This is a genomic window from Nocardia sp. NPDC055321 (assembly GCF_053645575.1).
In genome coordinates, this window is the sequence record NZ_JBSHMS010000004.1 from 473222 (window position 1) to 497972 (window position 24751).

Here is a 24751-nt window from a genome sequence, read left to right on the forward strand (position 1 = left end):
GGCAAATGGGGGCGAATGGAAACTGGTCGGTCTGGGTTGTCCGGATGGGTTCGCCTGGGGGAGTGACCGATTGCGCCACGAGAGCGAGTCGGTCGATCGGTGTGCGGGGCGATACGGGGGTTGGAATTCGTTCGGGGCGTATAGAACTGCCGTGTGTCCCGCCGGTCCGAAGCATGCATCGTGGGGCGTTCGGATTGCGGGCGCGCGGGGCTCTCGGGGATATCCAGGCGCGGGGCAAAAGTGAAATATCCGAATTTCAGGGGCTTGGCGTTCGAGAGCCCGTGTGCTGGGCGCGATCTAGTGTGCGATCGGCTCGGTGTACGACTCCAGCACGCGCAGGAACAGGTCCAGGCGATAGGCGCGTAGCTCGGCGCTGTCCGGCTCTAGCAGGCACTGCACCAGGGTGCCGTCGTGGACCGCGATCAGGGCGCGGCCCAGGGCGGCCGGATCGGTGACCCGGCGGCCCGCTCGTTCTAGCAAAGAACTGACCACCGGGGTCAGGGCGGCGCTGATGGCGGCCTCGCGGGCGACCATCAGCCGGCGCAGCGGCGGGGTGCGCAGGGCGTGCGCGGTGAACTCCGAGGTGATGCGAAACCACTTGTCGTCCACCGGAACCGCGTCGAGCACGTGCTCCATCACCGCGCGCGGGTCGGTGACCGCCAGGTCCGCGTCCAGCACCGCGCGGACCTGGTCGAGCATCGCCGCGGAGCGCTGCTCCCACATCGCCAGGAACAACTCCTCGAGGGAGGTGAAATTGGAGTAGAACGCCCCGCGGGTGAAGCCGGCGCGCTCGCAGATCTGCTCGACGGTGCACCGGCCGAGCCCGTCGTCGGCGAAGGCGTCGAAGGCCGCGTCCAGCAGCCGCTGACGAGTCTGCGATCGCCGCCGCTTCGTCGGCGCTGTGGTCTCCGCGCCCCCCGGCGCACTATCGGCCCTGCTCACGACCGCATCGTACCGGTGCGCCACGCCCGGTGAACGAGCGCCGGAGCTCAGCGCGTCACGGCCCGGCGGCCCGGCTCGCGTCGCGTGCCGCGGTCAGCACCTCTTCGAGCATCGCGGGCGTGAGCCGCCCCGTGAAGGTGTTCTGCTGGCTCGGGTGATAGCACCCGAACAGGTGCACCGGCGCCCGGTCCGGCCGGGCGCCACCCAGCTCGTAGTGCACGGCGTGCCCGAAGCGCGGCTTGGGTTTCGGTACCGCCCAGCCGGATTCGGTCAGCGCGGGCAGCAGTGCCTGCCAGCCCCACCCGCCCAGCACGACGATCGAGCGCAGGGTGGGAGCGAGCAGGCCCAGCTCGGTGACCAGCCAGTGCCGGCAGTTGTCGCGTTCGCCGGGCGTCGGCTTGTTGTCCGGCGGCGCGCAGTGCACCGGCGCGGTGACCCGGGTCCCGAGCAGTCGCAGACCGTCGCCGGGATGGGTGCTGGTGGGCTGGTTGCTCATTCCGGCCGCGTACATGGCCGCGATGAGCACGTCGCCCGCGCGATCCCCGGTGAACATGCGCCCGGTTCGATTGCCCCCGTGCGCCGCCGGCGCCAGGCCGACGACCAGCACCTCGGCGTCGTCCGGGCCGAGGCCGGGAACCGGTTTCCCCCAGTAATTCTCGTCACGGAAGGCCGCGCGTTTCTCCCGCGCCACCAGCTCCCGCCACTCGACCAGACGCGGGCAGGCACGACACGCCGTGAGCCGGTTGTCCAGCTCGGCAATTGTGTGGCACACGAGAGTGACCCAAGCACATCCGCGTTCCGACCGGGCAGCAGCCGTCCGGCGTGGCGAAGATGGATACTGTTAGCCGGTAGCGGGGTGTTTGCGACAGGAAGGATCCGGGTCGGATGGCGGATATCGGCGACCTCGGCAACGCCGTCGGCGAGGCCCAGACGATCGGAAACCTGCTGGGCGTGTTCGCATTCGGAGTGTCGGGCGCGCTGCTGGCGGTGCGCCGGAACTTCGACGTGGTCGGCATCCTCGTCCTGGCCGTGTGCACCGCCACCGGCGGCGGCATCCTGCGGGACCTGATCATCGGCCGGACGCCGCCCGCGGCGTTCGTGCACCTGAGCTACGGCGCCACCGCGCTGCTGGCCGCGGCGGTCATCTTCTTCTGGCATCCACCGCGCCGGCTGATCCGCAAGCCCCTGCTGATCACCGACGCCGTCGGGCTCGGCCTGTTCTGTGTGACCGGCACCGTCACCGCCTTCGAGGCCGGGCTCTCGGCCACCGCGTCCGCGGCCCTGGGCGTGGTCACCGCGGTCGGTGGCGGCGTGATCCGGGACGTGCTCGCCGGCGTCACCCCCAGCGTGCTCAGCGACGGCGAGTTGTATGCGGTGCCCGCGCTGCTCGGCTCGGTCGCGACCGCGCTGCTGCTGCACTACGGCCAATACACGTCCTGGACAGGCGGTTTGGCGGGGGTGGGTGCGGTGACCCTGCGGCTGCTGGCATTGTGGCGGCACTGGCGCGCACCACTGGCCCGCCCGCATCGCCGTCGCGAGGCGGCGTGAGCGGGGCGGTCGTGTCGCCCGAGTACCCCGACCGTGGTTGATAGCATGGCGAAAGTTGGCCGCCGGGCTGTGCATCACACCCAGAGAGAGTTCCTACCAATGCGGTTTGAGATCGTCGAACGGGACGAGACGTGGGTCGCCGGGCTGCCGGTGCGCAGCCCCAAACGGGCCCTCGGCGAACTGCGCGATTCCGATCTCGAGGTGGCCTGGGCCGCGGTGCTGCACCAGGAACTGGGCGGCCCGCTGGCCTCGGCGTACATCGACTACGCGGCCGACCTGAACACCTACAACACCCAGATCGTCGGCTACCAGTGCGACTCGTTCGACGAGGTCACCCGCGGTCACATCGTGGCCCGGCTGCCGCGCGGCACCTACGCCCGCTTCTCCTCGGTCGGCAGTTTCCCGCAGGTCATGACGGATCTGTGGACGCAGATCGCCTTCGCCGAGGAGCACAAGTACATCCGGCGCACCCACACCGGCGATTTCGAGACCTACCCGCACGCGTACAAGATCGAGCTGTACCTGGCGGTGGAGCCCTCGTGACCTATTCCATAGTGGTTCGGCCCGGCGGCGTGTACGGCGGGCTCGTGGTGCCGCGGGTGCGGCCGTCGTTCAAGGTCAGCAACAGCGACCTCATCGAGTTCCTGCGCGATCGGTTGCGCGATCGTGATGGTGATCCTCGTCCCCTCGCCACGGTCTACGTGCCCGATCCGGCCGGGAATTACAACGTTGTCGTCGCCTACGAGTACCGCACGGCCGACGACGCGCCCGCCGGCGATGTTCTGATCCGAGTACCCAAGGGCGTGTACGCCCGATTCCAGCCCAACGGCGACTATCACGACCCCGCCGAGGACGTATGGGCGCAGGTAGACGACGCGACGGCGTCGGCGGAGATCACCCGCGCCTACCGCGAGGAGATCGAGATCTGGTCCGGCCCCGCCGAGTTGGAGCTCTTCATCTCCATCCTGATCTGATTGCTGATTGTTAGCTAATTGAGAACCAACCGGTCTTGTCATTGGGTTACATGACTGATAGCAATGGTTTGACCAGGGGTGATTTCTAGACGTCCATTCGGGTTTCGGGAGATTTGCCGGACGTCTGGACAATTTCTTGCGGCTGGCGGATACTCCCTAGGTGCCTGTACCGGGTGCGGTTGATACATGACCGTATCGGTCAGGGGCTCGGTAGTAGCGCGGGGGCCCGCGCAGCAACGGAGTAGGGAACTGTATGGCTGTGGAAGTAGTCGCAGTCGTCCCGTCGGATTTGGGCGATGAGGACTTGCTGCGATTCCAGGATGCGTCCTCGGGGTGCACCTTCTGGATAGGTACACCGCAGGCGCATCCCGGGCTGTGGCGCCGGAACATGGCGGGTGCGCTGCGCGCTTACCGTCGCTATGGAGTCGAAGCCGCACTCGATTACGACAAAACTGCCGATGGTCGTTCCAGTGCGCTGTTCGTCACCGCAATCGACGCTTTCGGTGAAGTGGTCGCGGGCCTGCGAGTTCAGGGCCCTTACACCCATGTGGACGAGGTCAACGCGCTTTCCGCCTGGTCCGGACATCCCGGAGAAACCGCACTGCGTAAACGGGTTGCCGATCGGATACCGCAAGGTGTCGTCGAGGTGAAAGCTGTGTGGGCGGACCGGGCCCTGGATCGCGCGCAGCGCCGGGCGCTCGGCGCGGCCCTGGACCGGTGCGTTGTGCACGTCACCAACCTGCTGGACGCTCGGTACGGCTTCGTCACAGCCGGCGAGCACGCCGCGTCGGGTTATCGCACCAGCGGGGCGCGCTCGGACTGGTGGATTCCGGCGGTACCGTTTCCCGACCAGCGTTATCGGACTATTCCACTGTGGTGGGACATGGAGTCCTACCGGTCAGTAGCTGATGAGTCGCAGCTTGTCCTGATCGATGCGGAACACATAGCCCTGTCGGCCGGCGGTGACGCACTGACGGCCGATCTGTCCGGTATCGGAGGAACCGCCTAAATATGAATCCCGACAATGCCGCGGTTGTCTCCTATCGACCGCAGTTTTTCGATGAATCCGATGCCGCGGACGCGCGCCGGCTCGCCGAATTGCGCGCCGATTCCGCCATCGAATTCATCGACTTACGGGATTCGCTCCGCGTCGAATTCTCCGAATTGGTAGCACCGCCCGAATTGTCGGAAGGGCCGGAAGCGGATCGCTGGGTTTTCTATCCCTGGCGCAATTCGGTGATCGGCCTACCCGGGCCGGAATTGCTACGCACGGTTCGATTGGATCGCAACCGCAACAAACTGACGCGCGCCGAACAACAAACGCTCGTGAAACAGACGATCGGAGTGGTCGGCCAAAGCGTCGGACACGCGATTGCGCATACGCTCGCCATGGAAGGTAGCTGCGGCCGCATCAAACTGGCCGACTTCGACACCATCGAGCTGGCGAACCTGAACCGAATTCCCGGCTCGCTCTTCGACATCGGCGTGAACAAGTCGGTGGTGACCGCGCGCAGGATTGCTGAGATCGATCCCTACCTGCCGGTCGAGGTCTTCACCGACGGACTGACCGACGCCAACGTCGACGACTTCTTCCGGGGTCTCACCATCGTGGTCGAGGAGTGCGACTCGCTCGATATCAAGCTCGCGGTCCGCGAAGCCGCACGGCGCTACGAGATTCCGCTGCTGATGGAGACCAGCGACCGCGGCCTGCTCGACATCGAGCGCTACGACCTCGAACCCACGCGCGAGCCCTTTCACGGTCTGCTCGGCGGCGTCGGCCGGTCGGATCTGCGCGGACTCACCACGCGCGAGAAGGCGCCCTACGTGGTGCGCATTCTCGACGCCTTCGGGCTGTCGGATCGATTCGCCGCCAGCCTCGTCGAAATCGACCAAACCCTGGACAGCTGGCCGCAACTCGCGGGCGACGTGCAACTCGGCGGCGCGACGGTGGCCGCGGCCGTCCGGCGCATCGGACTCGGCGGCGAGCTGCCCTCGGGCCGCACCCGGGTGGATCTGAGCACGAGCCTGGACGCGATCGCCGAGCCCCCGCCGGTGGCCGAGCTGACCTGGCCCGAACAGCCCGCCCTCACCGTGCCGCGGACCGATGTGGACGCCGTGCTCGCGTGCGCCCAGCTCGCGCCCTCCGGCGGCAACGTGCAGCCCTGGAAGCTGCGCCGCGAGCCCGCGGCCGTGGTCATCGAACTCGATCCGGCCCGCTCCTCGGGCATGGACATCGGCTACCGCGGCAGCGCGGTCGCGGTCGGCGCGGCGCTGTACAACGCGCGGGCCGCAGCCGCCGCGCGCGGACTGCTCGGCGAATCGGAACTGCGCACCGGCGCGCCCGGGCGGCACAGCATCGATCGCGCGCCGCTGACCGCCGTGCTGCACTTCAGCGACTGGAGCGAACCGGAGCTGGCCCGCGCGTACCCGGACCTGCTGACCCGCGTCACCAATCGGAACCTGGGCACCGGCGAACCGGTTGATCCGGGCGTACTGCACCAGCTGGCGACCACCGCCGCGAAAGCCGACGGCGGCCTGCGCTGGATCTCGGACGCGGACGACCTGGAGACCGCCGCCGTCCTGCTGGCCGCCTCGGACCAGTACCGCTACCTGACCCCGGTCCTGCACGCGGAGATGTTCTCCGAGCTCCGCTGGCCCGCCGACGACCTGCGTACGGGCCTGGACCTGCGCACCATGGAGCTGGCCCCCGACGAGTTCGCCAAGCTCGACATCGCGCGCCGCGCCGATGTGATGGATCGAATTCGGGAATGGAACGGCGGTGTCGCGCTGGGCGAGCCGACCCTCGATCGGGTGCGCTCGGCCTCGGCCCTGGCCGCGGTCACCTTCCCCACCCCATCCCTGGGTGATCCGGCCGAATTGATCGCCTACGCCCGCGCCGGGGAGACCCTGCAGCGGGTCTGGATCGAGGCGCAGCGACACGGGCTGACGGTGCAACCGGTGTCACCGGTGTTCCTGTTCGCCCGACAAACCGAGGATCTACGCACGGTTTCCCCGGAGTTCGCCGATACACTAACGTCACTTCAAGGCCGTTTCCTGGACCTGTTGGGAGTGCCCGAGCACGAGACCGTGGCGTTGGTACTTCGCCTGAGCTATGCGGCGGAGGTCACGGCCCGGAGCCGGCGGCTCCCGATACCGGGTGCGGAAAGCCGCTGATGGGATCGGAGACAAGGTGCCTCGGCAGACGCTCGACTCACTGGTAACGCAGGTTGCCTCCGAGTTGATGGGTGTCGACGCCACCACGATGGTGGCGGCGAGTGAGCGGGTGCTGTCCTGGCTTGTCACTCATTTCGATGTCGACTTCAGCTACCTACGGCACACCGATCGGGAGCGCCGCGCCTCCATCCTGATCGCGGAGTGGCCGCGACGCACCGTGAACATCGATCCGGATCCGCTGCGCGTCACCTACTTCGAGAGCGCGGACTCGGTGTTCGCCCGGCTCGAACACGCCACCGAGCCGCTGATCGTGCGGCCCATTCCCGAGCACGCGGACTATCAGCAGACCATTCACCTGTCCTCGGGCATCCCGCAGGTGTCCATGGCCGCGGTGCCGCTGGTCTCGCGCGACGAGTCGACCGGCGTGCTCGGTTTCGTCAAAGAGGGCGATCGCGAGTGGAGCACGCGAGAACTCAATGTGCTCAAGGCGATCGCCGCGCTCTTCGCCCAGTTGCAGGCGCGCGTGGTGGCCGAGGAGCGGTTGCGCTACATCGCGATGCACGACGACCTGACCGGGCTGGCCAATCGCCGGGCGCTGCTCGAGCACATGGAGGACAGGCTGCGCGCGGGCAGTCCCGGGCCGGTGGCGGCGTTCTTCCTGGATCTGGATCGGCTCAAGGCGCTCAACGACTTCCTGGGCCACACCGCCGGGGACAACTTCATTCGCACCCTGGCCACGCGGTTACGCGATCACCTCGATCGCGGCGACATGATCGCCCGCCTGGGCGGCGACGAGTTCGTCATCGTCCCGGCCAAGCCGATGGACGCCGTGGCCGCCGATCTCGAGGCCACCCGGATACAGCAGCTCATCGCGCGCCGGGTCACCGTCGGCGGGGAGACCGTCAGCCGGGGCGCGAGTGTCGGTGTGGCCGTGGGTATTCCGGGAGAGACCACCGTCGCGGACGTGCTGCGCCGCGCCGATCACGCGCTGCTGTCGGCCAAATCCAGCGGCGGCAACGGCGTCGCGGTGTTCACCGACGCCATGCGCGCGCAGTTCGAGTTGCAGGACGACGTGGAGCTCAACCTGCGCGGCGCGGTCTCGGACGGCTCACTGCTGCTGCACTATCAGCCCGAGGTGGATCTGCGCACCGGCCGGGTGGTGGCCCTCGAAGCGCTGGTGCGCTGGCAGCATCCCACCCGCGGGCTGCTGCCCCCGGGCGCGTTCGTCGGCGTCGCCGAGGCCACGAACCTCGCGGGTGAGCTGGGGCGCTGGGTGATTCGCTCGGCGTGCGAGCAGTTCGCGCAGTGGCGCAAGCACGGTCTGGCCTCGAACGTGGTCATCCGCATCAACGTGTCGCCGGTGCAGCTGGTGAGCCTGGACTTCGTGGAGACCATGGAGGGCATCCTGCGGCGCTTCGGCATCGACGGCAGCTCGGTCTGTCTCGAGATCACCGAACACGTGGTGGTGCAGGATCTGGCGCGCACCCAGGTCACCCTGCGCGGGCTCAAGCGGATGGGGGTGCAGATCGCCATCGACGACTTCGGCACCGGGTACTCCTCGCTCTCGCATCTCAAGGCGCTGCCGGTGGACGCGGTCAAGATCGACCGCGGTTTCGTGCAGCGGCTCGGTGCCAGCGCCGACGATCTGGCCATCGTCAAATCCATTGTGGGACTGGCCGGTTCCTTCGGTCTCGGAGTGGTCGGCGAAGGGGTGGAGACCACCGTCGCCGCCCGGACCCTGGTGGCGCTGGGCTGCTATCGGGCACAGGGCTTCCTGATCGCGCGGCCGATGCCGGCCGACGAGGTCGCCGAGCATCTGGCGGCCGGGCGGATCGCGCTCGACCTGGATCTTCCGGGTTCCGGCCGCCCCGGCACGCCCTAGAAATTGGGGGCGCGCTCCGGGCGCCGATGCTCGCGGGAGCGCGCTACCGCGTAGTAGCGTGCGGGGAATAACAGGGGCAATCCATCGAGGGATGTGGGAACGGCGTGCGTGATCGAAGCTTCAGCGGCAAGAAGACTCTGATTACCGGGGCCGCCAGCGGCATCGGCCGGGCAACGGCCACCGCGGCCGCGAGCCGGGGGGCGCGGCTGGTGCTCACCGACGTGAACGCCGAGGGCCTCGACTCGACCGTGGCGCTCATTCGCGCGCAGGGCGGCGTCGTGGAGTACGCGCAGGCCCTGGACGTCAGCGACTACGACGCGGTCACCGCCTTCGCGGGGCAGGTGCACGAGCACATCGGCGAGGCGCTGGACGTGGTCATGAACGTCGCGGGCGTCTCGGTGTGGGGGACCGTGGAGAACCTCGAGCACAAGCACTGGAAGCGCATGGTGGACGTGAACCTCATGGGCCCCATCCACGTGATCGAGAACTTCGTGCCGCCCATGGTCGCGGCCGGTCGGGGCGGGTCGCTGGTCAACGTGTCCTCGGCGGCCGGGCTGCTGGCGCTGCCCTGGCACGCGGCGTACAGCGCGAGCAAGTTCGGCCTGCGCGGGGTCTCGGACGTGCTGCGGTTCGATCTGGAGCGGCACGACATCTCCGTGCACCTGGTGGTGCCGGGCGCGGTGGACACCCCGCTGGTGCACAGCGTCGACATCGTCGGCGTCGACCGTGAGGATCCGCGAATTCAGGCGTGGATCGGTCGTTTTCGCCGGCACGCCAAATCGCCGGAGGAAGTCGCCAAGTCGATTCTGCGCGGGGTCGAGAAGAACCGCTACCTGGTGCACACCCAGTTCGACATCCGCTTCGGCTACTGGTGGGCGCGCAAGTTCGCCTGGCCGTACGAGTTCGCCATGCGCAAGGCGAACAGCCTGTTCACGACGTTTCTGCCACGGGGCTGACGCAGCCCGCCTGCCGGTCGTCGACGACGCAGGACTCGCTCGCGGGTTCGTTCACGTGCACGTCCAGCACGCGCGCGCCCGGGCCGTCCTCGCCCATGTGGTCGTGCGCGTTGACGATCTTGCAGGTGCCCAGTGACAGACAGCCGCAGCCGATGCAGCCAGTGAGGCTGTCGCGCAGGCGAATCAGCTGTTCGATGCGCTCGTCGAGATCGCTGCGCCAGGCGGTGGACAGCGCCTCCCAGTCGCGGCGGGTGGGGGTGCGGCCGTCGGGCAGGCGGTCCAGCGCGCCGCGGATCTCCCCGAGCGGAATTCCGACACGCTGTGAGATGCGGATGAAGGCCAGCCGGCGCAGGGTTTCCCGGGGGTAGCGGCGCTGGTTGCCGCTGGTTCGACGGGCTGTGATCAAACCCTCACGTTCGTAGAAATGCAAGGCGGACACCGCAACTCCGGCGCGTTGTGCCAGCTGGCCCGGTGTCAACTCCTTCGCCTGCCACGGGGTGGTCTGCATAGCTGAAGGTTAGTGGAGGTTTTTACCGGCGTCGAATTGCATGCCATCTCTGTCCCGGGCAACTACCGTCAGATCATGGGAATCAAGGCTGCGCCCCCGGCGCGACCGCTTTCCGTGACCTCGGAGGTCGGCGCGCTGCACACGGTGCTCCTGCATCGACCCGGCGACGAGCTGCGCCGTCTCACCCCGCGCAACAACGACCAACTGCTCTTCGACGCCATCCCCTGGGTGGAGCGGGCGCAGCAGGAGCACGACACCTTCGCCGAGGTGTTGCGCGGGCGCGGCGTCGAGGTGTTGCTGCTGGCCGACCTGCTGACCCAGACCCTCGGCGTCAGCGGCGCCGCGCGCATCCAGGGCATCTCCGGGGCCGTCGACGCGCGCCGGCTCGGGCACGCGCTCGCCGACGAACTGGCCGCCTACCTGCGCACGGTACCCGCGCCGGAGCTCGCGCAGCTCCTGATGTCCGGGATGACCTTCGACGAGCTGCCGTTCGGGAACACCACCTCGCTGGTGCGGCGCATGCACCACGGGCACGATTTCGTCATCGATCCGCTGCCGAACCTGCTGTTCACCCGCGATTCCTCGTTCTGGGTCGGGCGGCGGGTCGCGATCACCTCCCTCGCGCTGCCCGCGCGGGCGCGCGAGACGTCGCTGACCGATCTCATCTACGCCTTCCACCCCCGCTTCCTCGGGGTCCGCCGGGCCTACGAATCGCATACCGCGCCCATCGAGGGCGGGGACGTGCTGTTGCTGGCCAAGGGCGTGGTGGCGGTGGGGGTGGGCGAGCGCACCACCCCGGCGGGCGCGGAAGCGCTGGCGCGCAGTCTCTTCGAGGACGATCTGGCGCACACCGTGCTGGTGGTGCCGATCGCCCAGACCCGGGCGACCATGCACCTGGACACCGTCTGCACCATGGTCGACGTGGACGCGGTGGTCATGTACCCGGCGGTCCAGGATTCGCTGTGCGCGTTCACCATTCGCAAGGAGGCGGACGGGTCGGTGAACATGCTGGGCCCGGATCCCTTCCTGCCCGCCGCCGCGAAGGCCATGGGTATCGCGAAACTGCGCGTCATCGACACCGGTCTCGACGGGGTCACCGCCGAGCGCGAACAATGGGACGACGGCAACAACACCCTCGCCCTGGCGCCCGGCGTGGTGATCGCCTACGAACGCAACGAGATGACCAACGCTCGCCTGGTCGACGCCGGCATCGAAGTGCTGCCCATACCGGGATCCGAACTGGGCTCCGGCCGGGGCGGACCTCGGTGCCTGTCCTGCCCGCTGTCGCGTGACGAGGTGTGAGAAGACATGCTCGACATACCGGTCGACCACCATTCGACGGTTCCGCCGTACGAGCAACTGCGCCAGGGCATCGTGGCCCGGGTGCGATCCGGGGAACTGGCAGCCGGGACCAAGATACCGACGGTCCGCGCGCTGGCGGCGCACCTGAAGCTGGCCCCCAACACGGTGGCCCGCGCCTACCGCGAGCTGGAACAGGACGGTGTGCTCGAAACCCGGGGCAGGCTGGGCTCTTTCATCGCGTCCTCGGGTGATCCGACGCGCGATGTCGCCGGCCGGGCGGCGACCGAGTACGTGGCGGTCATCCGCAGGCTCGGGCTCGACGACGAGGCTGCGGTGCGGTATCTGCGCGCGGCGCTGGGGGAGAGCCGGGGGTAGCGCGAGCCGATCGGCCGGCGGCGTATCGGGGCGTGGCGGCCGACGGACCGCGGGTCAGCGCCAGCTGTCCAGCCAGAGCCGGTCGTGCCAGTCGGCGGGCGTGATCGGCATGCCGGTGAGAATCGGCCACAGCCAGATGAAGTTCGCGATCACCAGCGCCAGGTAGATGCACACCAGCAGCAGCCCGAGACCTTGGCGTTCGCTGGGCGGGGTGAACTGCTGCCAGTGCGGCGAGCCGGAGAGCCTGCGGCCGCTCGCCGGGGCGTGCCCGAGGATGTCGCCCAGTGCCAGTGCCACGCCCATCACCAGGAAGGGCGCCAGCGGCAGCGCGTAGAAGAAGTACATCTGCCGGTCCAGGGTCAGGAACCAGGGCAGCAGGCCCGCGCCGTAGCCGACGAGGATCGCGCCGTAGCGCCAGTCGCGGCGCACGATGCTGCGCCACAGCGCCCAGGCGAGCATGGGCAGGGCCACCCACCACAGCGCGGGCGTGCCGATCAGCATGACGGCCTTCACGCATTGCGATGCGTCGCAACCGGTCACGTTGGTGTCGGCGTAGTAGTAGAGCATGGGGCGCAGGCCCATGGGCCAGGTCCACGGCTTGGACTCCCACGGGTGGTGGTTGCCCGCGGAGTTGGTGAGCTCCTTGTGGAAGGTCAGTACCTCGCCGCCGTAGAACCACAGTGACCGCAGCGCCGCGGGCACCCAGGAGAACATGCCGTCGTTGCCGACGCGGACCCCGACCGCGTACCGGTCGTAGCCGGACTCGTTGGCGAACCAGGCCCAGAAGGTCATGAGGTACACCGTGATCGGCACGATGGCCAGGGCGTAGAAGGCCGGTCCGAGATCGCGGACGGCGGTGCCCGCCCAGGGGCGGCGGACGCGGTAGCCGCGGCGCGCGGACAGGTCGAACGCCAGGCTCAGGGCCGCGAAGGCGACCACGAAGTAGATGCCGGACCATTTGGTGCCGCAGGCGAGCCCGAGCAGGACGCCCGCGCCGAACCGCCACCAGCGCACGCCGAACCGCGGCCCGTAGTCGCTGTCGTCCAAGCGGCCCTCGGCGGCGACCAGGGCGATGCGCGCGCGTATCTCGTCGCGGTCGACGATGAGGCAGCCGAAGGCCGCGACCACGAACACCGTCTGGAAGATGTCGAGCATGCCCAGGCGCGAGGAGACGAAGGTGACGCCGTCGACGATGAGCAGGATGCCCGCGAACGCCCCGATCAGGGTGGACCGGGTCATGCGCCGGGTAATGCGAATCACCAAGAGCACCAGGATGGTTCCGCACACCGCGGCGGTGAAGCGCCAGCCCCAGCCGTTGTAGCCGAAGATGGCCTCGCCGATGGCGATCATCTGTTTGCCGACCGGCGGGTGCACGACCAGGCCGTAGCCGGGATTGTCCTCGGTGCCGCCGCCGGTCAGCACCTGCCAGCCCTGCGGGGCGTAGTGCTTCTCGTCGAAGACCGGGGTCTTGGCGTCGGTGGGGTAGCCCAGCATGATGAAGCGGGTCAGCGCGGCCACCGTGGTCAGCACGATAGTGACCACCCAGCCACGGGCCCAGTCGGTGGGCCCGTATTCGGCTGACGGTCGTAGTGGCGCGGGACTCGACAACGCCACCTCCGCCTCACTCGCTGGCGGTCGCGCCTCGGTCACCTGGGTCACGCCCCCGATGTTATGCGGTCGACACCCGGCCGGTCGCGCCCCGGTGAGTCCGGCGGTGCGCCGGCACGGGCGGTTCGCCACGCGCCGCCGGTCGACCGCCGCGGTGGCGCACGGCCGCCCGGGCGGTACGGCGGCCCGCCGTATGCTGGGCGAGCGCCGCGATTCGGGCGCTGCCCGCCGCCGTTCGCGTGGCGGCCCAGGACATCGACGAACGGGAGTGCGATGAGTGCCGAGCCGATCCGAGCCGGACGGCTGGTGCTCGCCGCCACGCCCATGGGCGACATCGGTGACGCCTCGCAGCGGCTGCGGGACGCGCTGGGCTCCGCGGAGATCGTCGCCGCCGAGGACACCCGCCGGACGCGGTCGCTGGCCAAGGCGCTGGAGGTGGAGATCACCGGGCGGGTCGTGAGCTTCTACGACCACGTCGAGACCGCGCGCATCCCCATGCTGCTCGAGGAGATCGAGTCCGGCCGCACGGTGCTGCTGGTGACCGACGCGGGCATGCCGTCGGTGAGCGATCCCGGCTACCGCATGGTCGCGGCGTGCGTGGAGCGCGACCTGCCCATCACCTGTCTGCCCGGCCCGTCGGCGGTGACCACCGCGCTGGCGCTGTCCGGGCTGCCGGTGGAGCGCTTCTGCTTCGACGGCTTCGCCCCGCGCAAGTCCGGCCAGCGCAAGGAGTGGCTGCGCACCCTGGCGACGGAGTCCCGCGCCTGCGCCTTCTTCGAGGCCCCGCACCGCCTGGCCGACTGCCTGGCCGACGCGGTGGAGGTGCTCGGCCCCGAGCGGCGCGGCGCGGTCTGCCGCGAGCTCACCAAGACCTACGAGGAGGTCGTGCGCGGCACCCTGGCCGAGCTCGCGGCCTGGGCGGTCGAGGGCGCGCGCGGCGAGATCACGGTGGTTCTGGAAGGCGCGCAACCGGTTTCGATAGACCCGGCCGACCTGGTGGACTGCGTGGAGGCTCTGGCCGCCGCCGGCCTGCGCCTCAAGGACGCCTGCGCCGAGGTGTCGCAGAGCACCGGCACCGCCCGCAAGGCGCTGTACGACGCGGTGCTGGCGGCGCGCGCGGCCGAATAACCGGTCACCGCTTGCGCGCGCGGGCCTGTTTGGTGAGTTCGGTGATCCGGTCGGGGCGTTTCGCGCCGTTCAACTCGGCCACGAGTTCATCGGGGCACAGCTCGTAGAGGTCGCCCCACCAGCGGCGAATCTTGTTGTCCCAGATCCGGTATCCGCCGGGGACGCCGCGTGCGACGAAGCGTCGGCCGATCAGACTGCCCTGGACTCTTCGGTTTTCACGAGCGGCTGTACCTCCGTGCTGCGCGGGGCGGGGCGGAACGGGGTCCACCAGTTGGCCGGGCCCATCAGTTTCACCAGCGCGGGGACCAGCAGCATGCGGACCAGGGTCGCGTCGATGACCAGGGCGATCACCATGCCGAGGCCCAGGAAGCGCATCGGGGTCAGGGGGGAGATCGTGAACGCGCCGGTGATCAGCACCAGAAGTGTTGCGGCGGCGGTGATCACGCGCGCCGTTTGGACCGTGCCGACCCGTACCGCTTCCTCGGTGTCCGCCCCGGCGTCGTGCGCCTCCACCATGCGTGAGAGCAGGAAGACCTCGTAGTCGGTTGACAGGCCGAACACCACCGCGATGATCAGCACCAGCATCCCTGCCGACAGCGGCCCGGGACTGACGCGCAGCGCGTCGGCCAGGTGGCCCTGATCGAAGATCCAGGTCAGCACGCCGAACGTGGCCGCGAGACTCAGGAATGCCATGAGCACCGCCTTGACCGGCAGCACCACCGAGCGGAAGGCCAGTGCCAGCATCAGCAGCGTCACGCCGACCATGACCACCAGCATCAGCGGGAGTTTGGAGAGCACGGCGGTGACGCTGTCCGCGGTCACCGCGCTTTCGCCGCCGACCTGGAGTTCCGCGCCGTCGAGGCGAATGTCCCGAATGGCTTTCACGGTGTCCTGGGCGGCGGGGGAGCGGTCGGGCGCGGCCAGCGCGGTATGGATGATCGCCGCGTCCTCGCGGACGCCCAGCGACAGCGCCTGGCGCACACCGGGAACCGCGCTCAGCTCGCGCAGCGCGGCGCTGATGGTCGCTGGAGTGGGTGTCCCGCTGCCGGTTTCGCGCAGCAGCACGGTCGCGCCGCTGTTCGCGGCGGGGAAGTTCGCCGCCAATTCCTCGACCGCCACGCGGGTTTCGTTGCCCTTGGGCAGCGCGGTGTGGTCGATATCACCCAGGCGCACGCTGGTCAGCGGCGCGGCCAGCACCAGCAGCAGCGCGCCCACCGCGATGGCGACGGTGCCGGGACGGCGCATGACGGCGGTGACGACCCGCCCCCAGAAGCGCTGCGCGCGTGCCTCGGCATGCTCGAAAGCATCGGCGCGCCAACTCCATTTGCCCACGCGCGAGCCGAGCAGCACCAGGATGGCGGGCAACACGGTCAGCGAGAGCAGCGCGGCCAGGGCGACCGCCGCCATGGCGCCGAATCCGAGCGAGCGCAGCACCGCCTGAGGGAAGACGAAGGTGCCGGCGAACGCGCACATGAGCAGCAGCGCCGAGAACAGCACCGTGCGCCCGGCGGTCTGCAGGGTCCTGGTCAGCGCCTCGGGGACGGACCGCCCCGCCGCCAGCTCCTCGCGGAAGCGGCTGACCACGAAAAGCCCGTAGTCGATCGCCAATCCGAGTCCGAGCAGCGACACCACGTTCATGGCGAAGATGCTGACCTCGGTGAACCGGGCGATGAGCCCCACCGCGCCCAGCGCGCCGATGACGGCCAGCGTGCCGACCAGCACCGGCAGCAGCGCGGCCACCACGCCGCCGAAGACCAGCACCAGCACGATGGCGGTGAGCGGGATCGAAATGGATTCGGCGATCACGAGATCGCGGCGCGACTGGTTGCTGATGGTGTCCGCGAGCGCGCTGTACCCGGTCAGCTGCGTCTCCACCCCCGGCACCCGAAGATGTTCGGCGATATCGGGATACACCGCGATGCGCCGGTTGTCGTCGCCGGCCGCGAACACCGCGGCCACCGCCTGCCGCCCGTCGGGCGAGCGCAGGTACTGCTGCCGCGTGCTGTTCCAATAGGTTTCGACCGGCCGGTCCAGCAGCGCCGGATCGATGCGTCCCACCGATTCCAGCACCCGCGGCCCGATGTCGGCCAGCGTCTGCCCCTCGGGAGCGGTGTAGATGGCGAGGATGTCCGGGTTCTGCGGCCCGAGCTGCTCCTTCACCCAGCGATCGACCGCGCTGGATTCGCTCGCCGGGTCACTGAATCCCGCCGCGCTGACCTTATCGGCCAGCCCGGTCGCGAAGAGCCCGCACGCGAGCGCGAACAGCACGCCCGCCGCCAGCACCGTCTTCGGCCACGAAACCACCAGCCGCGCCCAGGTGTTCATCGGTTCACAACTCCGTTTCGATGGTGCCGAGATTCGTGACCGCTCGTGAGCCTGCCGCCTCGCACCGGAATCAAGGTGCCGCCGTTGTGTTTCAGGCCGAACAGGGCAGAGGTCGCCGGGCGTCCGGCAACGGGTTCCCAGGCGCCGGAGGCCGGTTCCTCGGTTGGAATCGCTTGCTTCCGTGTGGGAAATACCGCCGATGTGCGGGCCGCCGTCGAGAGCGGGGACCCGGCTGCCCGGAGTACCCCGCCCGCGGCCGCTCTCAGCACCCGGCGGATTCCGGTCATCGCCCGGCGGTCCCCGTCGCGTCGGTTCCAGGGGCGACAGTGCGGGATGGCGCCGAATCCGCCGGTGTCAGTTCGCTTTCCAGGGTGCGTACGATCCTGTCCAGCAGCGCGTCCAGGCGATCGGGAATGCCCTTGCCGCTGCGCACCGAGACCGTCAGCTCGGTACGGCCGCCGCCCTCGGTCAGACCCATGAGGATCGGCATGGCCACGCTGTGCTGGGGCAGCACCCGGACCGAGGTGGGTGCGAAACCCGGCACCGCGAGCGCGTCCAGGTCGTAGCGGCCCATGTGGGAGACGGTGGCGGAAGCCAGATTCCGGCCCAGGCGCGCGCCCATCCAGTTGAGCGAGCGCGCCAGCGCCCGGCCTGCGGCGGGCGGGAGCTTGGTCAACCCGCTGTTGTCCATCTGGTTGAGTTCGCGGCCCTCGTCGAGCCCGGCGCGCTTCTCGGCGTTGAGCTGTTTCCAGTCGGTGCCGGGCCGCGCGTCCAGGAACAGGGGCAGCGCCAGATTGCCGGTCGACCGCAGCTCCGGATCGTGGCGGCGCAGATCGACCGGAATCATGATGCGCGAGAGCGGCCCGCCCTCGTCCGCGAGAATGGCCGCGACCCGCATGAGCGCACCCGGACCCGCGGCGTGAATCGTGCGGTGCCGCAACAGGTGCCGGTGCTCGCCCGGGAGCTGGCGGCCGCGCCCGAGGGCGGAGCCGAAGCGCGGCACCATGAGCGCGGGCTTGCCCGGCGCGCCCACCTCGGCCACGAGTTCGGCGTCGGCCACCGGATCGGCCGCGCCGACGGGCTCCTCGCCGCGCAGCACGCGCAGGATGTCGGTGGCCCACATGACCATGCCCATGCCGTCCATGACGCCGTGGAACACCCGGAACACGATGGTCACCGGGTCGGCGGTCAGCAGCAGCACCTCGGTGGTGGACTCCGGAGTCGGCCCGATCGGGCTGGTGAGCACCGGATCCGCCTCGAGCGCCGGGAACTGCAGCGCGTGCCGCACCTCGCGCACGGTCGGCGCGACCCCGCTGTCCACCCAGTACGAGCCGTCGCGCACCAGGCGCGCACCGGGATTGGCGGCGGAGGCGATCGCGACCGCGCGCCGCAGCCGTTCGGCGTCGAGCGTGCCCTCGCCCTCGATGGCGAGCTGCATGAGGAACGGCGGCGCGAGATCCCGCATGGGGAAATAGATGAGTTCGGTGGGAGAGATGGGCCGGCGGAAGGTGCTCATAACTGCCTCTGCTGCGCGCGGACCGCCGGGCTGGTTACCGTAGGTCCTTGGTCAATTCGGTGACGCCGCCCTGGGTTTCGAGCCAGGCCAGGAATTCGGCCAGCCCGGTCTCGCGGTCGACGACCGCCCGGTACTCGAAATCCGCGGCGGCGGCGCCGGTGTCGTAGGTCGCGGTGCGGGTCATGAGCGCCACCACGTAGCGCGACAGCGGCGGCGACCAGCGGGTGGCGACGTAGGGGATGCGCCAGATGGTGTCGATGACGGCGACGACCGCGCCGAGCACCCGGGGATTGGGCTGCCGGCTGGGCCGTTCGTAGCCCAGGCCCTCGGCCACCTCGCCCAGGAAGCCCCACACGTCGGTCTGCTCGGCGTCGGCGATGAAATACGCCTTGCCGCCGACCTTTTCCGAGGCGGCGGCCTTGACCGCGGCGTCGGCGATGTTGTCGACGTGGCACAGCGAGGCGTACACCTGCTTGCCGTAGGACAGGTCCGGCAGCGATCCGGTGGCCGCGCGGCTCAGCAGCCGCACGATCGGACCGGACCGGTCGCCCGCGCCCCAGATGGCCCGGGGCCGCAGCGCTGAGGTGGTGAAACCCGGTGCGTCGGCGGCCAATACGGCGCGTTCGGCGGCAGCCTTGGTCTCGGAGTACAGGTTCAGATACCGGCTCGGGTAGGGCACCGACTCGTCGATGTTCACCTGGTCGCCGCCGTCGCGATCCATGAGCGCGCTGGGGCTGGAGATGAAGACGAAGCGGCTCGCCCCGTTGCGCCGCGCGCTCGCGAGCAAATGTTCGGTGGCCGTGAGGTTCTCGGCCACGAACTGGGCGCGGGTGCCGCGCTCGTCGACGCGGGCGGCGCTGTGGAAGACCGCGTCGACGCCCTGCGTGGCGCGATCGAGCGACGCCGGATCGGTGAGGTCGCCGGTGACGATCTCCACCTGATCGATGACCTCGTCCAGATCGCGCAGATTGCTGGTGGGCCGGGCCAGCACGGCGACCCGGTAGCCGCCGTCGGCGAGCAGGCGGCGCACGATGGCGCCGCCCAGGAAGCCGGAGGCCCCGGTGACCAGTGCCTTCTTGGTGCTCATCGGGCAGCCTCCTGCGTCTTCCACCAGGTGAGGCCGAAGATCTGGGTCATGATCGCGGTCTCGGCCGGGGAGTGGCCGCTGCCCGCGGTGGCGCGCAGCGCGGACGGGATCTGCGCCGCGTGCACCACGATGCTCAGGAAGGCGTCGATCCAGAAGATCGCCCGCAGCAGCCGATTGGCCGGCGCCCGCCCGGTGCCGGCGGCGAGAACTCCCGCGAACAGGTACAGCCAGCCCAGAATCGGAATCGCCCGCAGTAGGGTCACCTTCATCGTCCCTTGTCCTCTCCGAGCTGCTCGGTTGCCCAGACGGCCAGCTGCTCGCGGCCGATCTTGGCATTGTGGCGGATGTCCACGGGGAACTTCGGGTGGAACAGGAAGTCCCGCACGGGCGCGGTGACCTCGAACGCGGCGGCGCGATCGCGCAGTTCGGCCGTCAGGCTCAGCGGGTTCGCGCCGGTCTCGGTCTCCACGCAGAGCACGGGTCGCTGCGCGCCACGCGGGCCGACCCCGACCAGGGCGGTCCGGGCGACGCCGGGCAGGGTGTTGAACACCTGCTCGACCTGCACGCTGAACATGGGGCCCGCCGCGGTGTGCACGCGCTGGGACTTGCGCCCGCAGAACCAGATCCGGCCTTCGTCGTCGATCCACGCGAGATCGCCGGTGCGATGCCAGACCACGCCGTCCTCGACGATCTTGCCCGCGCGGTTCGCCGCGTGCGGCCAGTAGTAGCGGGTGCTGACGTTCGGGCCGGCGACCACGAGTTCGCCGATGCCCCGGGTCGCGACCAGTTCGGCCTCGCGGGCCAGCGCGTCGGACCAGTTCGGCAGCGGATCGTCGGTGATGGCGACCAGGCGCGCGCGCACGTTCTCGGCGGGGCGCCCGATACAGGTGCCCTCGCCCCGATGCGCCCGTTCCACGAGACCGCCGAGCAGTTCCCGGGATTCGATGGTCGACATCGGCAGGGCCTCGGTCGAACCGTAGCCCGCGTGCACCTCCGCGTCGGAGCTCAGCACCTCGCGCAGACCGGCGATGCACCAGTCCGGCACGGGTGCGCCGCCGGAGTAGATGCTGTGCAGCGTGGGGATTTTCACCCCGGTCGATTCCAGGTGCCGCAGCAGCGGGATCAGGACGGCGGGGGAGGCGAACATCGTCCGCACCCCGAACCGGTTGATCGCGTCCACCACGTGCGCCGGGTCGGTCGATCCGACCTGGCTCGGGATCAGCGGCGGCAGTACGCATCTGGAGCCCAGCAGCATGTCCAGGATGCCGACCAGCGGCAGGGTGATGAGCGAGGTGCCCGGTGCGACGCGCGCGCGGGCGGCGTCGACCTGGTCGACCATGGCCGAGAGGTTCCCGTGCGTCATCTCCACGGCCTTGGCCGGTCCGGTGCTGCCGGTGGTGAAGGCGATGAGCAGCAGCTCGTCCGCGGGCGCGGGCGTGCGCTCGACCGCGGTGTAGGCGGTGGGCAGCGAGGCCGAGCCGCGCTCCCAGGCCGCACGCGCGCCGGCGAGCTTGGCGCGCACGGCCCGCACGCGCGCCCGGGCCGCGCCGCCACGACCGGTCGCGGGCGCCGATGCGGCCCCCGCCGCCACGGCCGCGGGCCCGCCCCAGCTCTGCAGGGTCTCCCCGCCCCAGAACCAGCGCGGCCCCACGGTGATCGGGACCCGGATGCCCCGGAAGTACCGGCGGAACAGCACGCGTGCCGCGTGCGCCTGCGGAATGCCGATGAAGGCCTCCGCGTCCGCCGCGCGCAGGCAATTGAGCATCTTGCGCAGGCCCATGCCCGGGTCGATGACCACGGGGACCGCGCCGATCTTCAAGAGCCCGAACATGATCGCGTACAACTCGGGGCTCGGCAGGACCAGCACGATGGTGCGAGTGCCCCGGCCCACCCCGGCGGCGACGAGGTGCGCCGCGATGGAGTCGGACCACTCGTCGAGTTCGCGATAGGTCAGGTGCCGGTACTCCGGGAGTCCCGAAGTCGCCGTGCCCGCCGGGAAGATCACCACTTCCCGGTCGGGCTCCGCGGCCGCGACCGCGCGGAAGCGGTCGATGGCCTGCCAGTAGGTAGCGGTTGTCACGCCGCGGCTCCGACGGCGGCGGGGAGCCGGTAGAGCACCGCCGCGGCCGAGGGGCCCGCGCCGGCGGCCACGAACAGCACGTGGGTGAACGCGTCCAGCGAATCGTCCTGTGCCGCCAGGTCGTACGCGAGGGTCAGCGCCGCGGTGTGCGGATCGCCCTGCGAAAGATCCGGCAGCAGTACCGCGTTGGGCGCGATGCCCAGCTCCGCCGCGAGCCGCTCGCCGAAACCGGCGGCCGGGGTGGAGGCGATGAGCGCGGTGCGGGCCTGGTCCGGCTCGCCGTCGGACAGCGCCAGCCGCGCGGCGTCGGCGGCCACGGCCAGCAGCCGATCCTCGGCGCCGGGCTCGCGCACCACGGTCATGAGGTCGCGGCCCCCGGTGCCCATGGTCGCCACGTCCACGTAGGACTCGATGACCGGCGTTCCGGTGCCCGCGACGGTGTGCACGCGGCCGAAGCCCTCGGGCTCGTCGGTGCGCTCCAGCAACAATGCGGCACCGGTCGTGGCGTAGGGGAATTCCGCGTCCGCGGTACCGCGCTTGGTCGAGGGGTGGGTGTCGCCGGAGACCACGAGAACGTGCTCGGCGCTACCGGTTTCCAGGATCGACTGGGCCACCTGCACCGCGTTGAGCGCGCCGACGCCCGCGTTCATGAGATCGAAGGAGAACGAGCGCGGGTCGTCCTTCACGTAGTCGAGCCCGATTCCGGCGGCCTTCTGAATCAGCGCGGACACCGCGGGTTCCACGGTGTTCGAGTCGCGGAAGATGCCGGCGTTGATCAGCACGCCGACCTGTTCGGGGCGAACCCCGGCCCGCTCCATGGACTGGCGCGCGGCCTGCCCGCTGAGCTCCACGATGCTGAAAGTGTCTCCGGCCCGGCTGGTTCCGGTGGATTTGATGCGCACGCCCATGTCAGACCTTCAGGGATGAAATCGTGGTGGACAGGAAGCCCCCGACGACGCCGGAGGCGGCGGGGACCATCAGGATCTTCGAGCCGGCCGGGATGGCCTCCTGGCTCAGCTGATCGTGGAGCACGATGAAGTGCGAAGTGGTGGAGGTGTTTCCGTACTTCTCGATCACGTTCAGGTCCGGCGGCATGGGGCTGCCGAACTCGCGCTCGGCGATGGCGTTCATGAAGGGGATCGCGCCCGCGCCGAACTGGTGATGGATCATGTAGTCGAAGTTCTCCTCGGCGAAGGTGTTGCCCTGCCGCTCGAGGTGGTTGCGCTGCGAATCGGTCCAGAGCAGGAAGCGCGACTCGTTGTGCATCTTGCGGTTGTCGGTGTAGAGCGCGACGCCCTGCGACTTCTCGCTCGGCATGCCCAGGCACAGGTGCGAGAACTCCGAGGCGGTCATCAGCTCGATGTAGTGGATCTTGTCGTTGTCGTCGACGGCTTCGTCCAGTACCACGGCCGCGCCCGAATCGCCCACCGTAAGTGACGCGAATTGCAGATCGTATTTCTCGGTGATTTCGGTGACAGCGGTTTCCGCGATGGGGGTGATGGCCTCGCCGCTCACCACCATTCCGCGGCGGATGGCACCCGAGCGAATCATGCGATCCAGAATGTAGGTGCCGGTCATCATTCCCGCGCACGCATTCGAGAGATCGAACGAAATAGTGTCTTCGCGAGCGCCGAGTTCGCGCGCGATGGAACCGGCGAAGGACGGCTCCATATACATCTTGGTGCCGTCCTTGCTACGCGTGATCGAGGTCGAGATGATCACGTCCAGGTCGGTGGCGGCATACTGTGACCTGGAAAGACAGTCCTGTGCCGCGTTCATCGCGAGCGTGAAGGAGTCTTCGGTGTTCTCCGGGCTGGTGTCGCGGAATCGTCGTTCCTGAACGCCCGTGATTCTTTCGAGATCGAATGGAGGGGCCTGCTTCAATTGCGCGACCAGCTCTTCTGTGGTGACGCGTTTCGACGGCAGATAAGCGCCGATCGACTCGAATCGAGAATGCGGCACAGGGACTCCTGAAAGTGCGAAGAAAAGCAATCTGAATCAGTGACGGATTGAGGCTACCCGACGGTAATGACGCGAGCGACCGATCCGTTTGCTCGATGCTGTCTGGGACACCGCCCCCGTCGGCCATCTGCGCCGGTGAGAACATAGATACCGAATGGTTCGCTGTGAGGGACTTCACCTGATCACCCGTCCGGCGAAAAATGTAACTGACAGTTACATCTATGCCGTAACGAAACTGTCTGAGCGGCACTGGATTTCGAAAGTCGGCTCCGGTTAGGTTGGGCGCATGCACTTTGCGAAGGCCCTCGCGAGCGGGGTGGTCACCGCTCAATCCATAGCCCTGCTGACCCTCGGGGCGAATGGAATCGCCACTGCCGCAAACGAAGTCGGAGGATGTACGGTCCGCTCCGCGGCCACGGTCGCGAGCGGCTTCGGCGTCCTGGAGAACCTGGCATTCGACGGGACCGGCGGTCTGCTGCTCTCGGAGACCTCGTTCGGCGGCGACGGCGGCGGGCTCGTTCGCCTGACGCCGGACGGTAACCGCGTGACCGTCGCCCCCGTCGAAACGCCGGGTGGCCTGGTGGTGTCCGGCGGCATCGCGTACGTGAACACCGGGAATACCTTCGCCAGTGGCGTCTCGGACACCCCCGACGGCGCGATCGTCGCCGTCGATCTGGCCACCGGCGCCGTTCACACGGCCGTCACCGGCCTGCGCATGCCCAACGGCCTGGCGCAGCTACCGGACGGCGGCTTCGTGGTCAGCCGCGACGTCGGGGCGAACACGACCCTCACCCGGGTCGCGGCCGACGGCTCCGGCGCGCACACGCTGGCGCCGGAGCTGACCTCCACCAACGGGCTGGCCTACGATCCCGCGCGCCGAAAGCTGTTCGTCTCCACGACCTTCGACGCCGACACGGTCATCGCCGCGGTGGACATCGACCATCCGGAGGCAACCCCGGCCCGCATCGTCCTGCCCGGGTTCGGGCCGCTGAACTCGGCCGACGACATGACCGTCGGGCCGGACGGCGCGGTGTACGTGGCGCTCAACACCGCGGGCAAGGTGGTGCGCGTCGACCCGGACGCCGGGACCCACTGCACGATCGCCGAGGGCCTGCCCTTCATCACCTCGGTGCGCTTCGGCGCCGGACCGGGCTGGGATTCGACGTCGTTGTACGCCACCGGTTTCCTGGGCGCGGTGACCCGCCTGACGGTCTGAGGCGCGCCCGCGCGACCCGGGCAACGCCGCGCACACCCCCGCGCGAACGGCGGCCCCGCGGCCGGAGATCGGACACGGGGCCGCCGCCGGGTATATCTCGTTAAGCCTTGGGCTCCCCGAACTTCGGGGACACCACCGCCGGCTCGGGCACCGCCCGACCGGGCGCCC

General features: G+C 69.4%; 22 protein-coding genes. 11 read left to right on the top strand and 11 right to left on the bottom strand.

What is annotated here, in order from left to right:
• Positions 1-297 precede the first annotated feature (297 nt).
• Both ACWIGI_RS09065 and ACWIGI_RS09070 read right to left on the bottom strand, forming a co-directional pair.
• Positions 298-942: a TetR/AcrR family transcriptional regulator gene (locus tag ACWIGI_RS09065; protein ID WP_454201804.1), complete on the bottom strand. Its 645-nt coding sequence runs from the start codon at positions 940-942 to the stop codon at positions 298-300.
• 55 nt (positions 943-997) lie between these two features.
• Positions 998-1714 (bottom strand): uracil-DNA glycosylase, encoded by a 717-nt coding sequence (locus ACWIGI_RS09070; protein ID WP_454201805.1) that lies wholly within the window; start codon positions 1712-1714, stop codon positions 998-1000.
• A gap of 113 nt (positions 1715-1827) precedes the next feature.
• Here ACWIGI_RS09070 and ACWIGI_RS09075 point away from each other — a divergent pair, with 113 nt between their 5' ends.
• From ACWIGI_RS09075 to ACWIGI_RS09105, 7 genes are all read left to right on the top strand, one after another.
• Positions 1828-2490 carry a trimeric intracellular cation channel family protein gene (locus ACWIGI_RS09075; RefSeq protein ID WP_454201806.1) on the top strand — a complete coding sequence of 221 codons (663 nt, stop codon included), beginning with the start codon at positions 1828-1830 and terminating at the stop codon, positions 2488-2490.
• A gap of 99 nt (positions 2491-2589) precedes the next feature.
• Positions 2590-3033, top strand: coding sequence for a GyrI-like domain-containing protein (locus ACWIGI_RS09080; protein ID WP_454201807.1), 444 nt, complete (start codon positions 2590-2592; stop codon positions 3031-3033).
• Positions 3030-3464, top strand: coding sequence for an effector binding domain-containing protein (locus ACWIGI_RS09085; protein WP_454201808.1), 435 nt, complete (start codon positions 3030-3032; stop codon positions 3462-3464). Before ACWIGI_RS09080 ends, ACWIGI_RS09085 begins: the two co-directional genes overlap by 4 nt.
• A 253-nt stretch (positions 3465-3717) precedes the next feature.
• On the top strand, positions 3718-4473 hold the full coding sequence (locus ACWIGI_RS09090; RefSeq protein WP_454201809.1) for a hypothetical protein: 756 nt from the start codon (positions 3718-3720) through the stop codon (positions 4471-4473).
• 2 nt (positions 4474-4475) lie between these two features.
• Positions 4476-6638, top strand: coding sequence for an Rv1355c family protein (locus ACWIGI_RS09095; RefSeq protein ID WP_454201810.1), 2163 nt, complete (start codon positions 4476-4478; stop codon positions 6636-6638).
• A gap of 16 nt (positions 6639-6654) precedes the next feature.
• Positions 6655-8520 (top strand): putative bifunctional diguanylate cyclase/phosphodiesterase, encoded by a 1866-nt coding sequence (locus ACWIGI_RS09100; RefSeq protein WP_454201811.1) that lies wholly within the window; start codon positions 6655-6657, stop codon positions 8518-8520.
• 104 nt (positions 8521-8624) lie between these two features.
• Positions 8625-9476: an SDR family oxidoreductase gene (locus tag ACWIGI_RS09105; RefSeq protein WP_454201812.1), complete on the top strand. Its 852-nt coding sequence runs from the start codon at positions 8625-8627 to the stop codon at positions 9474-9476.
• Here the strand turns inward: ACWIGI_RS09105 and soxR are convergent.
• The gene (gene soxR, locus ACWIGI_RS09110) at positions 9451-9984 is read right to left on the bottom strand and encodes a redox-sensitive transcriptional activator SoxR (protein ID WP_454201813.1); all 534 of its coding nucleotides are present in this window, start codon (positions 9982-9984) and stop codon (positions 9451-9453) included. The genes ACWIGI_RS09105 and soxR overlap by 26 nt on opposite strands.
• A 75-nt stretch (positions 9985-10059) precedes the next feature.
• Between soxR and arcA the strand changes: the two genes are divergently transcribed.
• Entirely contained in the window at positions 10060-11286 is a 1227-nt protein-coding gene (gene arcA / locus ACWIGI_RS09115) for an arginine deiminase (RefSeq protein ID WP_454201814.1), read from the top strand.
• Positions 11287-11292: 6 nt separating this feature from the next.
• Positions 11293-11661: a GntR family transcriptional regulator gene (locus ACWIGI_RS09120; RefSeq protein ID WP_354985214.1), complete on the top strand. Its 369-nt coding sequence runs from the start codon at positions 11293-11295 to the stop codon at positions 11659-11661.
• Between the two features lie 54 nt (positions 11662-11715).
• On the opposite strand, the gene ACWIGI_RS09125 is transcribed toward ACWIGI_RS09120, so the two are convergent.
• On the bottom strand, positions 11716-13320 hold the full coding sequence (locus ACWIGI_RS09125; RefSeq protein ID WP_454201815.1) for a dolichyl-phosphate-mannose--protein mannosyltransferase: 1605 nt from the start codon (positions 13318-13320) through the stop codon (positions 11716-11718).
• Positions 13321-13542: 222 nt separating this feature from the next.
• Here ACWIGI_RS09125 and rsmI point away from each other — a divergent pair, with 222 nt between their 5' ends.
• Positions 13543-14397, top strand: coding sequence for a 16S rRNA (cytidine(1402)-2'-O)-methyltransferase (rsmI, locus tag ACWIGI_RS09130; RefSeq protein WP_454201816.1), 855 nt, complete (start codon positions 13543-13545; stop codon positions 14395-14397).
• A 189-nt stretch (positions 14398-14586) separates the two neighbouring features.
• On the opposite strand, the gene ACWIGI_RS09135 is transcribed toward rsmI, so the two are convergent.
• The 7 genes from ACWIGI_RS09135 to ACWIGI_RS09165 all read right to left on the bottom strand — a co-directional run bounded on the left by ACWIGI_RS09135 (position 14587) and on the right by ACWIGI_RS09165 (position 23367).
• On the bottom strand, positions 14587-16722 hold the full coding sequence (locus ACWIGI_RS09135; RefSeq protein WP_454201817.1) for an MMPL family transporter: 2136 nt from the start codon (positions 16720-16722) through the stop codon (positions 14587-14589).
• 283 nt (positions 16723-17005) lie between these two features.
• Complete coding sequence (locus tag ACWIGI_RS09140) at positions 17006-18238, bottom strand: peptide synthetase (protein ID WP_454201818.1); 1233 nt, start codon at positions 18236-18238, stop codon at positions 17006-17008.
• A 34-nt stretch (positions 18239-18272) separates the two neighbouring features.
• Positions 18273-19325 (bottom strand): NAD-dependent epimerase/dehydratase family protein, encoded by a 1053-nt coding sequence (locus ACWIGI_RS09145; protein WP_454201819.1) that lies wholly within the window; start codon positions 19323-19325, stop codon positions 18273-18275.
• A complete protein-coding gene (locus tag ACWIGI_RS09150) occupies positions 19322-19594 on the bottom strand; it encodes a hypothetical protein (RefSeq protein WP_454201820.1) in 273 nt (90 codons plus the stop codon). The genes ACWIGI_RS09145 and ACWIGI_RS09150 overlap by 4 nt, the downstream gene beginning before the upstream one ends.
• Positions 19591-21405: a fatty acid CoA ligase family protein gene (locus ACWIGI_RS09155; RefSeq protein WP_454201821.1), complete on the bottom strand. Its 1815-nt coding sequence runs from the start codon at positions 21403-21405 to the stop codon at positions 19591-19593. The genes ACWIGI_RS09150 and ACWIGI_RS09155 overlap by 4 nt, the downstream gene beginning before the upstream one ends.
• Positions 21402-22313, bottom strand: a complete 912-nt coding sequence (locus ACWIGI_RS09160; protein WP_454201822.1) for a hypothetical protein — start codon at positions 22311-22313, stop codon at positions 21402-21404. Before ACWIGI_RS09160 ends, ACWIGI_RS09155 begins: the two co-directional genes overlap by 4 nt.
• A 1-nt stretch (position 22314) precedes the next feature.
• Positions 22315-23367 (bottom strand): 3-oxoacyl-ACP synthase III family protein, encoded by a 1053-nt coding sequence (locus ACWIGI_RS09165; RefSeq protein ID WP_454201823.1) that lies wholly within the window; start codon positions 23365-23367, stop codon positions 22315-22317.
• Positions 23368-23653: 286 nt separating this feature from the next.
• Between ACWIGI_RS09165 and ACWIGI_RS09170 the strand changes: the two genes are divergently transcribed.
• Entirely contained in the window at positions 23654-24583 is a 930-nt protein-coding gene (locus tag ACWIGI_RS09170) for an SMP-30/gluconolactonase/LRE family protein (protein WP_454201824.1), read from the top strand.
• Positions 24584-24751: the final 168 nt, after the last annotated feature.